The following is an 11065-nucleotide window of genomic DNA, read 5'->3' as shown; positions in this document are numbered from 1 at the left end:
GCATATAAGTTTGAAACAGAAATCTGGCCATGGGAAGCAAGACCACACCCATTTGAGTTTTTAACTACTTATAGTTGCTAGTTTGCATTAGTGCAAAGCATTATGGTATAAGTCCCTTGTGAATATTTACATGACACTAGATTCCATGCTTAGAATCTAGTGTAAGCAGATTTTAGTATGCAAATTAGAAATTGTAAAATCTTTTTGTAGATTCTAATCCTGTCTTATCTCTACAAATTTACAATAAGCATCAAGATTCTAGCTATTTAGAATCTTTATCCCTACCACATTTTCTTAAAATACATATCAAAATTTATAACTATATGCTTATAAAATAGTCATAATTGCATAAAATCTCTGTGAAATTCAAAAAATAATGTAAAATATAAGAAAGACACAAGGAGAGTGGTATGCAAAAGGATAAACAGACAAACGCAGAAATCGCAAAAAAAGACATGTATTTTAACCGCGAGTTGAGTTGGCTAAGATTTAACACGCGCGTTTTAAATGAGGCAAAGAATACAAAGTTGCCCCTACTTGAGCGACTAAAGTTTCTAGCGATTTATAGCACAAATCTTGATGAATTTTATATGATAAGAGTAGCTGGTTTGCAAAGACTTTTTGCAAATGGTGTTATTGAGAGCGGGGCTGATAAACTCACGCCTTTAGAACAGCTAAATGCCATACGCACATACATCAACAAAGAAAAAGATATTATTGCAAGTCTGTATAATGATATTAAGAAATCACTTGCGACAGAAAAGCTTATTTTGCGTAATTTTGATGAGCTTGATTCTAGAACAAAGCAGGAGATGCACAAATATTTTAAGACTTATTTATACCCCATTATCGTGCCTATCGTTGTAGATTCTGTGCATCCATTCCCCCATCTTAATAATCTAAGCTTTGCCATAGCCCTAACACTAAAAAATAAGGAAACAAATGAGATAAAGTATGGCATGGTGCGTATATCACGCGTTTTGAAGCGTTTTGTACGTGTGAATCATGACTCTTTTGTATTTACTGAAAGTATTGTTGGAGAGTTTGCAAGTGAGCTATTTGAGGGCTATGAGACACTTGCATATTTGCCATTTAGAGTTACAAGAAATGCGGATATGGAGATAGAAGAAGATGAGGCAGATGACTTTATCGCGCTTATGAGCGAGGGTTTACGGGCAAGAAAAAAAGGCGAGATTGTGCGGCTTGAAGTCGGTAGTGCAAACAAAGAGAGTGAATATACAAAATTGCTAGATTTTATCAATACGCAGCTAAAAGTGCCAAAAGAAGATGTCTATACATATAAGACGCCTATTGGCATGAATGCCTTTTGGGAGCTTGTAGGATTAAAAGAATATGCATATCTTACCTTGCCACAATATGTAGCAAAGACTTTGCCACCACTTGATGATTCTGTAAATATTTTTGATTGCATTGAAAAAGAGGATATATTGCTATTTCACCCATTTGAGAGCTTTGATCCTGTCGTGCAGTTTATACAACAAGCAGCAAAAGACCCTGATGTGCTATCTATCCGCATGACACTTTATCGTGTAGGGGCAAAATCGCCCATTGTTAAAGCCCTGACAGAAGCCGCTGAGGTGAAGCAAGTAACCGTGCTTGTTGAGCTAAAAGCGCGCTTTGATGAAGAAAATAATCTTCACTGGGCAAAGGCTTTAGAATCTGCTGGGGCGCATGTGATCTATGGTGTGCCAAATCTAAAAGTGCATGCAAAAATAGCCCTTGTCATTCGCAAAAAGGGGGATAAATTGCATGAATATGTGCATCTAAGCTCTGGTAACTACAACGCACAAACTGCAAAAATTTACACAGATGTGAGTTTGCTTAGTGCAAATCCAGCCTTTGCAAAAGATGCGGTAAAATTCTTTCACTCACTCTCTGCAGGTAGCTCTAAACGCGCTACACTTGATACGCTATATAGTGCGCCAACGCAGATAAAAAAGCACCTGTTACAATTAATCAATGATGAAATCGCACATAAAGAACAAGGTAAAATCATTATGAAAGCAAACGCATGTGTGGATATTGACATTATAAATGCGTTATATAAGGCATCACAAGCGGGGGTAAAAGTGGATCTCATCATACGCGGTATATGCTGTTTGAAACCCGGAGTTGCGGGATTGAGCGAAAATATCAATGTATATTCTATCGTTGGCAAATATTTAGAACATGCTAGAATCTATTATTTCAAGCACGCAAAAACAAACATTTACTTTGCAAGTGCAGACATTATGCCAAGAAACTTGGAGCGTAGAGTAGAGCTACTCACACCAGCGATAAATAAACGCGTAGCAGAAAAACTCATGCAGATTCTGACCTTGCAGCTAAATGACACTATGCAAAGATATGAATTGAAAAGCGATGGTGAATATCAAAAAGTCCCAGCAAAAGATGGCGGACTCTCATCGCAAGAAGCATGGGAGAGAATGACTACACAAATCCACAATGCCAACAAAAAAGTTGATGAAAAAATGAAACGACTTGTAACACGCATGATGGGCGAGTCGTAATTCATAAGCTTTAATGATTTGTCTCCACAAAATGTGGTATTCTAGGCAAGGAAAGGCATTATAATCTTTGCCTATCAAGTTACAGCAACGCACATAACAACATAAAAGTCTTATGAACTATAACCTGTAATATAATAAAACATAAAGAAATATCCATGCAATAAAACCCTAAATAAAAGATATTTTGACAATCATGTATATTTTTGATAGAATCTAGCCTTTTAGCTATTTACAATAAGACATAATATTTATGGCACTCCGTTGTCGCATTTTAGATTCTATAAGGTATAACATGCAAAGTAATATTCGAAATTTCTCTATCATAGCCCATATCGACCATGGTAAAAGCACCATTGCTGATTGCTTACTGCAAGCATGTGGCAGTGTATCTAAGCGTGAAGTAAGCACACAAATGATGGATACCATGGATATTGAAAAAGAAAGGGGCATTACTATCAAAGCCCAAAGTGCGAGGCTTTTATATCAGCAAGGGGGGCAAACCTATATCCTAAATCTCATTGATACGCCCGGACATGTGGATTTTAGCTATGAAGTGTCGCGTTCATTGAAGTCATGTGAGGGTGTGTTGCTTGTCGTTGATGCAAGTCAAGGCATACAAGCCCAAACTATCGCAAATGTGTATATCGCCCTTGAAAATAACCTTGAGATTATCCCTGTGATAAATAAGATTGACTTACCAGCCGCACAGCCCGAGCGAGTTATCGCAGAGATTGAGAGTATTTTAGGGCTTGATTGCTCTAATGCGGTGCTTGTGAGTGCAAAGACTGGGCAGGGTATAGAATCTTTATTAGAAAGCATTGTTACGCTTATTCCGCCGCCACACATTGATGATTCTAAACCTCTTAAAGCCCTTGTGTATGATTCATGGTTTGATAACTATTTAGGTGCATTGGGGCTTATTAGAATCATGGAAGGGCAAATAAAAAAGGGTGATATGGTAAAAACGATGAGTTCAAATAATGCGTATCAAGTTTTAGGACTAGCCTATCCACATCCGCTTCATAAGCAAAATAGCGAGATTCTAAAGAGTGGCGAGATTGGGATATTAAATCTTGGGTTGAAAAGCGTTACAGAAATGGCGGTTGGCGATACTATTACTTTGCTTGAGAATCCAACGAGTGAAGCAATTGAGGGCTTTATGCCAGCAAAGCCCTTTGTATTTGCGGGTATCTATCCTATTGATACAGATAAGTTTGAAGATTTGCGTGATGCTTTGAATAAATTAAAGCTTAATGATTCTGCCTTGCAGTTTGAGCCAGAAAGCAGTGTGGCACTTGGCTTTGGGTTTCGCGTTGGGTTTTTAGGGCTTTTGCATATGGAGGTTGTCAAAGAGCGATTAGAGCGGGAGTTTGGACTTGATTTAATCGCATCGGCACCGACCGTTGTATATGAAGTGCATTTAACAGATGGCAGCATGGTTATGGTGCAAAATCCAAGCGAGTTGCCACCAGAACAAAGAATTGCTTGTATAAAAGAGCCATTTGTAAGGGCTACTATCATTACGCCAAGTGAGTTTTTAGGTAATATCATCGTGCTGCTGAATAACAAGCGAGGCGTGCAAGAGAATATGGAGTATTTGAATGAAAATCGCGTTATGCTGACCTATGCCCTGCCAAGCAATGAAATCATTATGGATTTTTATGATAAGCTGAAATCACAGACTAAAGGCTATGCGAGTTTTGATTATGAGCCGATTGAGTATAGAGAGGGTAATCTCATAAAGCTTGATGTGCGTGTGGCAGGGGAAGTTGTTGATGCTTTAAGTGTTATCGTGGATAAAAGCAAGAGTTATGAGAGAGGCAAGGCGCTTGTATCTGCGATGAAAGAGATTGTGCCAAGACAGCTTTTTGAAGTGGCTATTCAAGCAAGTATTGGCAATAAAGTAATCGCAAGGGAGACCGTGAAATCTATGGGTAAAAATGTAACCGCAAAATGCTATGGCGGGGATATTACACGAAAAAGAAAACTTCTAGAAAAGCAAAAAGAAGGCAAAAAACGCCTTAAAGCAATCGGTAAAGTCGAAATCCCACAAGAGGCATTCCTTGCGGTATTGAAGATTGATTAATAGTCCAACTCATTAACTTTAGATTTCAATTTTTATATCACATTTTGATTAAATATAACTTTTCTGCTTTGACAGAATGGCTGCTTGGTTATTAAACTGAATTTTACTGCTATATCAAAATAGATTCTAGTAACTCTCATATACATACTTTTTGCTGTTGATTCTAAATTTATGCATTATTGGCTTCATCCTTAATATCATTAAGCTTTGTGTTTATTTCATCTATTTCTTTTTCTAATGATCTTTTTATGTGGACTGATTCCCAAAAAGCATCATCAAAATCACAACCTAGTGTATCCATATCAGCATCACCACAACATTCAATTTCCTTAAGATACATTTGCTTTATTTCTAATTCATTCTCAAGTTCTTTAATCTTCTCAAATCTGTCAAGTTCAGTTTTAGGTATCTGTTGAATATTCTCTTATCTTGTAGGAAACTTTTGTCGTTCAAACCATAAAATCGCATACACAAAAGATTGTGTTGTAGGGCATTTAGAATCTTGTAAGAATTCATGTATAAGCTCTCTTGGCACAAAGATAATGTCAATATATTCTTGCTCATCTTTATTACCACCGCCCTCACTCACTCTGTCTTGTTCGCTTACTTCTGCATAAAAGAGATATTGACGCGCTCCATTCATACCTACGCTGCTATAAAATTGATTGATTAAAACTAGCTTGTTTGCTTCTACATGATAACCGCATTCTTCCTGTATCTCTTGGACTGCAATCTCGTTTGGGCTAATATCTTTATCGCATAATCCTGCACATAGCTCATACATAAAGCCATGCAAGGGATTTTTCAAAAATACACTCACTCTAAATTGTCGCACAAGGATAAAGCCATCTTTATCTCTATTATAAAGCAAAATTGCAACGCTATCATTGGCATTTGCAATATCCCACACTTTTATATCATTGTTTTCTTTGAATCTTACTTGTTGTAGTTGCAGGTATTTTGAAGTTGTGAGTGGGCTTATACTAAGAATTTCTGGTGTGTTTGGAAGTGGCAGGGGTGTGTCTTGTCCTTTGTAGTAAAGCATGTTTGTTGGCATAGCATTCCTTTATTGTGGAGTATTATCGCTTGTGGTGTCGCTATACTCAATCTCATCAGAATCTTCATCTAATGAGTCATCGTGGATAAGAGTTTTTTGTATCACAAAGGTATTGTTATTAAATGTCGCATTTTTCACAAATGTATCAAGTATTTCTTTTGCTTCCTTTGCAAACTCGCTAAAGGCTTTTTTATCCTTTCCGCTTAACTCACTGCGTGCGGTTTTAATCTGTCCTAATGGATTAATAGGCTTGTTATTCTTATACACGCCAAAATGTAAATGCGGTCCTGTGCTAAGTCCTGTGCTACCGACATTGCCGATATAAGTCCCCTGCCTTACATAAGTGCCAACACGACTGCTTTTTGCAATTTTACTCATGTGGGCATATAGGGTTTTAATCCCACCAGAGTGATTAATCTCTACAACCTTACCATACCCACCTTTTACCCCAGAAAAAGTAATCCTTCCCTCACCTGCTGCATAGATTGGCGTGCCTGTAATAGCAGCATAATCCACGCCATAATGCGGACGCACATAGCCTAAAACGGGGTGTCTTCGCCCTGATGAGAATCTAGAGCTTATTCTGCGATATTTTACCGGTGTAATTAAAAAGAAGTTTGCCATCTCTTTTCCATCTAAATCATAATAGCGGTTTTTATATCCAAATAGATATTGAAATTTCTTATTAGATTCCACAGCAATGGACTTTATATCGGGAGCACCGATTGGCTTTCCTAGTCTGTATTGTCTTAGATAGACTGCTGCGATTCTATCGCCTTTTTGCACGACTTGACGCATTTTATATGCGGCGATGAACTCTTGATTTAGCTTTGGGTCTTGCGTTGCTCCATATAATGCGCTTGATGGTCCGCCACCATCTTGGATTTGTGCTACAACTTTTTGTTCTAATTGTATTGAAATAATGGGGATAATCTCAAGGCTGTATTGCTCTTTTGCAAAATCATAGAAAATATGCACCTGTGTGTCTGCATTTAATGACAAAAAAGCCTGCACCAGATTCCCTAAAGAATCACGCACAACAAACACATCGCTATCTGTTTTTACATCAGCGACTAACTCTTTATCTTCTGGGCTAAGGTTATAATATGTCTTTTCAGAGATATTATTTTTTGCTAAAAAGCCCAAGAAAGTTGAGCCATACTCCCATTTATACTGCTCTGTGTAGGTTGCGTAGAATCCATTTGTTTTTGTGGGCTTTGAGACTTTAGATTCTATCTCTTTTGTGCTATTATCTGCATTTTGAGAATCTCTACTTGATGAATCTTTACCTAATAAATCTTGGCTTTCTGTGCCAAATACTGCTATATTCATCGCAACGCAGTATAGAAGTATGATTTTGCAAAAAATATTCATTATTCTTTTACTTTCCTTTTTTAAAATACTTCACAAAAAAATTAAAATATGTTAGAATTTTGGTATTATATTTGCTAACATTATGTTTGAGATACTCTTATTTAAGAGTGTCATAAGTGAAATAAAGGTTAGATTATATCTTTTTTTTGTATATAAATCTTAATTTCACAAGTTTAAAGGCTAGAATGTGCGAAATTGGATTTATCCTACCATAGTTTTTGTGTGTTTTCTTTACGCAATGGCGTTTATTCTCTTTTATACATATAAGGGGGCAAATTCATATAGCGGTGGAAAATCACAAGGTGGCACGACTACGGTGGAGAATTTTCAATCAGAAATGAATAAAAAGATTCAATAAAATTTCAGCACAAAATTCAGTAGGACACTTGAATTTTTTATATTTTAGCCGATTTAGTAAGAAAATCTTTTGTAAGGAGACAAATATGAGAATTGCTAGCAGTATAGCGGCTTCCGTTCAGCAAACTCAAGCAAGAGAACGAAATGATATAAACCGCAATTATGAAAAAAGCGTTGAAAATAAGCAGCAAGAAAATAATCTATTCTCAAATGTTGGCGATAGAAAGCATAGCGATAGAATCGCCCAACTTAAAGAAGATATTAAAAATGGTAACTATCAAGTCAATTTAGCTGCAACTTCTGAAAAAATGGCACAAAGTTTGCTTAATCTCTAGTATAAGGACAGATTCTACATCATGCTAGAGTATCTAGGGAATTAGAGAATCTAGCAGATACAGAGAATAAGCTTTTTAGCTTCACTAAGATTTTTAAGATTCTGTTATTTAAACTTTAGATGACAAGTTTAGCAAATCTTAGATTCCATATATCTCTACAAATTTTAGTTTCTGTCTGTTTATTACTAGGGTTGGACTATGATAAAGACAGAAACACTACACACATATCTTACTGATGCAATCGCTAAGTTACAATCACTCATTGCTTACACACATAGTGATATTGAAGATGTAAAAGCGGCAAATCATGAAGTAGTTTTTGAACGCGGTGCTTTAAAGGCTTCAACAATTAGAGAGTTTGAGCTTGCAAAAAGCATGATAGACCAAGAGATGTTGCAGCTTACACAAAACAATCCGCATTTAAAATTAACAGAGATTCTAGATGAGAGGGCAAATACACTTCTAGCAGATATGCGTAAAACATTAGAAGAGTTAAAAAGCATTAATACGCATTATGCACGCATGGTTTTTGCAGTGAGTGAGTTTTACACTTCTATTGCTGATAGACTTATCCCGCGTGAAAAAGCAGATTATAAAAGTCGCGTAGAACAAAGCCAACTATTAAGAATCCAAGCGTAAGGGGGACATTATGGGCGGTATTTTATCATCATTACACACAAGCACAACGGGTTTGCATGCACATCAACTTATGGTTGATGTAACGGGCAATAACATTGCAAATGCAAGTGATGAGTTTTATACAAGACAAAGGGTTATAGTCCATCCTGAAGCACCGCTTTATTTTCCAGATTATAATCTTGGTCGTGGGGTTAATGTTGATTCTATACAAAGATTACATGATGAGTTTGTATTCTCTCGCTATTCAAAGGCAGCAACAGAGCATAACTTTTTTGATACAGAGTTTGTTACCTTGCGTGAGGCAAGCACATTCTTCCCCGATGTAGAAGGTGTGGGAATCTATAATGATTTAGAAGAGTATTTTAACTCATGGAAAGATATAGCACAAAATCCAAATGATACCGCACAAAAGCAGGTATTAGCAAAAAATGCGATGATTCTCACACGAAATCTTAATGATACAAAAGAAAAGCTTTTAATCTTACAACGCAAAAAAAGCGAAGAGATGGAAGCACAGATTAATGACGCCAATAAGCTTGGGGCTCAAATCGCTGAAATCAATAAGAAAATGAAAGAAATGGAAGATAGCCTTACTTTAAAACAAGCAAATGAATTGCGTGATAGAAGAGATGAGTTAGAGTTTCGTTTAAAAGAGATTCTAGGCGGTAATGTTTTTAAAGGCAAACTAAAAGCAAATAACCTTGTAGGATCTCAAGCAGCCGACTTTGATGAAGATTATAACTTTAGCGTAGGGCATGGCTTTAGCTTTATTGATGGGGCAAACTTTCACCCTATTGTGCTAAATAAAAGCAATAATGCAGCAGGGCTAAATAGGCTTTATATACGCGGTTATGACTTTAAAGATGTAGATATTACTGATCGCATGGACGAGGGAAAAGTCGGTGCTTTGATTGACTTATATAATAATGGCTATGAAGGGACAAAAGTCGGTAAATTGCAATATTATATGAATTTACTTGATAGCTTTGCTAGAGGACTTATAGAATCTACAAATACGATATACGCACAGAGCGGGACAGATTCTATAAAAAGCGATATTTTAGAAATCGGTAAAAATGAAGCTTTGCGTGATACAAACTATAATATAAAAATGGGTAAATTTACACTCTATGCGTATAACGCAAATGGTGAGGTATTGGCAAAAAAGGACATTCACATTGATGTGCCAACGACTATGCACGATATAGTCAAGCAAATAAATGCAAACACTGATGATAACAACAATAATAACGCCCTAGATGACTTTGATGACTATTTTCAAGCATATTATGATGATGATGCAAGGCAGTTTAAAATCACTTCAAAATATCCAACAAAAGGGCTTTATGTTGGCTTAAAAGATGAAGGCACAAATTTTACAGGTGCATTTGGCATCAATCGCTTTTTCTCTGGGAATGATGCCTCTAGCATTAATCTTGAGAGAGAGTATAGAAAAGATCCAACAAAGATTCGCCCATGGCTTATGCCAGTTAGTGGTAACTTTGATATAGCAAATATGATGCAACAACTCCAATACGATGAGGTTGAGTTTTATCAAAATAAGCTTGATAAAAAGCACATGAAGCTAAATGAGTTTTATCAATACACAACAGGTGCAGTAGCCAATCAAACACAAGAGGTAAAAATCACACTTGATACAAAGAAAAGTGTATTAGAAGCGATTAAAAAAGAGCATTTAGCAATCTCACAAGTAAGTGTTGATGAAGAGATGGTAAATCTCATAAAGTTTCAAGGCGGCTATGCAGCAAACGCAAAGGTAATCACTACTATTGATAGAATGATTGAAACCTTACTTGGTATTAAACAATAGTGTTAAGCAGTGATTTATGCGGATTCTATTTACACTTCATAATGTTGCATGCAAAGGTGGGAGTGAGAGAGTTGTTATTAATCTTTGTAATGCACTTTGTGAGATTAAGGGCTATGAAATAAGCATTGTCTCATACTATACCGATACAAGTGAAAAAGAGCCTTATGCCTATCCTATTAATCCAAAAGTAAGCGCAAGCTATCTACATAACTTTGATGATATACATAAGGGTTATCGCGGATTAAAGCGGATTTTATGGCGTTGGATAAAGCCTTTAGTGATTAATTATCGTATGAATAGATACAAGGATTATGATATTATTATAGAATCTGATTTTGCTTTTTTCTATCCACGATTTAGAGTTAAAAACACAAAATATATTAAAATCGTGCATTCTGTGATTAAAAAATGGAAGAAGAAAAATAATCTATTTGACTGCATTGTATTCTTAAACGAACAAGAATTGCTAAAATGGCAAAAAAGCAGCAAACATATCGTAAAAATACCAAATTTTATTCCTATCCTGCCTTTTGAAGACACATTGCCTAAAGTTTTAGAATCTTTTATGAAGAAAGATGATATAGATAGTAACCTGCATGCTTTAATAAAATCACATTATGAAGATATGCTAGATAAATCTTTCTATAACGACACACAAAGATTTATTATAGCAAGGTCTATATTAAAAGCATGGAAATTACAGAATCTAGATTCTAACAACCCTCACACCAAACACAAACTCATAGCCGTTGGACGCATGGATGCAGTAAATAATCATAAAGGATTCCCACGACTAATTGATGCGTATAGCAAAATCGCACATAAATTCCCCTCATGGCAATTAGAGATTATAGG

General features: G+C 36.2%; 9 protein-coding genes and 1 pseudogene. 7 read left to right on the top strand and 3 right to left on the bottom strand.

Translation table 11 applies throughout. The features are described 5' to 3' along the window. Positions 1 to 410: 410 nt before the first annotated feature. On the top strand, positions 411 to 2531 hold the full coding sequence (locus C6H17_RS02620; RefSeq protein ID WP_020995457.1) for an RNA degradosome polyphosphate kinase: 2121 nt from the start codon (positions 411 to 413) through the stop codon (positions 2529 to 2531). A 292-nt stretch (positions 2532 to 2823) separates the two neighbouring features. Then, positions 2824 to 4617: a translation elongation factor 4 gene (gene lepA / locus C6H17_RS02615; RefSeq protein WP_004086076.1), complete on the top strand. Its 1794-nt coding sequence runs from the start codon at positions 2824 to 2826 to the stop codon at positions 4615 to 4617. Between the two features lie 169 nt (positions 4618 to 4786). Here lepA and C6H17_RS12085 read toward each other — a convergent pair whose 3' ends face one another. The 3 genes from C6H17_RS12085 to C6H17_RS02605 form a co-directional block, all read right to left on the bottom strand. Beyond that, positions 4787 to 4957, bottom strand: a complete 171-nt coding sequence (locus C6H17_RS12085; RefSeq protein WP_005216838.1) for a hypothetical protein — start codon at positions 4955 to 4957, stop codon at positions 4787 to 4789. A gap of 84 nt (positions 4958 to 5041) precedes the next feature. After that, positions 5042 to 5674 carry an NUDIX domain-containing protein gene (locus C6H17_RS02610; protein ID WP_020995458.1) on the bottom strand — a complete coding sequence of 211 codons (633 nt, stop codon included), beginning with the start codon at positions 5672 to 5674 and terminating at the stop codon, positions 5042 to 5044. A gap of 9 nt (positions 5675 to 5683) precedes the next feature. Then, positions 5684 to 7048 (bottom strand): peptidoglycan DD-metalloendopeptidase family protein, encoded by a 1365-nt coding sequence (locus C6H17_RS02605; RefSeq protein WP_020995459.1) that lies wholly within the window; start codon positions 7046 to 7048, stop codon positions 5684 to 5686. A gap of 187 nt (positions 7049 to 7235) precedes the next feature. Here C6H17_RS02605 and C6H17_RS12080 point away from each other — a divergent pair, with 187 nt between their 5' ends. The 5 genes and pseudogenes from C6H17_RS12080 to C6H17_RS02585 form a co-directional block, all read left to right on the top strand. Further along, positions 7236 to 7406, top strand: coding sequence for a hypothetical protein (locus C6H17_RS12080; RefSeq protein WP_155116633.1), 171 nt, complete (start codon positions 7236 to 7238; stop codon positions 7404 to 7406). Between the two features lie 85 nt (positions 7407 to 7491). Continuing rightward, positions 7492 to 7740, top strand: coding sequence for a flagellar biosynthesis anti-sigma factor FlgM (locus C6H17_RS02600; RefSeq protein WP_005216841.1), 249 nt, complete (start codon positions 7492 to 7494; stop codon positions 7738 to 7740). Between the two features lie 198 nt (positions 7741 to 7938). Further along, positions 7939 to 8379 (top strand): hypothetical protein, encoded by a 441-nt coding sequence (locus C6H17_RS02595; protein WP_004086064.1) that lies wholly within the window; start codon positions 7939 to 7941, stop codon positions 8377 to 8379. Positions 8380 to 8389: 10 nt separating this feature from the next. Then, positions 8390 to 10210 (top strand): flagellar hook-associated protein FlgK, encoded by a 1821-nt coding sequence (gene flgK, locus C6H17_RS02590; RefSeq protein ID WP_005216844.1) that lies wholly within the window; start codon positions 8390 to 8392, stop codon positions 10208 to 10210. Positions 10211 to 10226: 16 nt separating this feature from the next. Continuing rightward, positions 10227 to 11065: pseudogene (locus C6H17_RS02585) on the top strand (glycosyltransferase); the annotation flags it as partial.

The organism is Helicobacter rappini (genome assembly GCF_900198625.1).
GTDB classification, from domain to species: Bacteria; Campylobacterota; Campylobacteria; order Campylobacterales; family Helicobacteraceae; genus Helicobacter_A; species Helicobacter_A rappini.
This window is presented reverse-complemented; position numbering and strand designations above follow the sequence as displayed.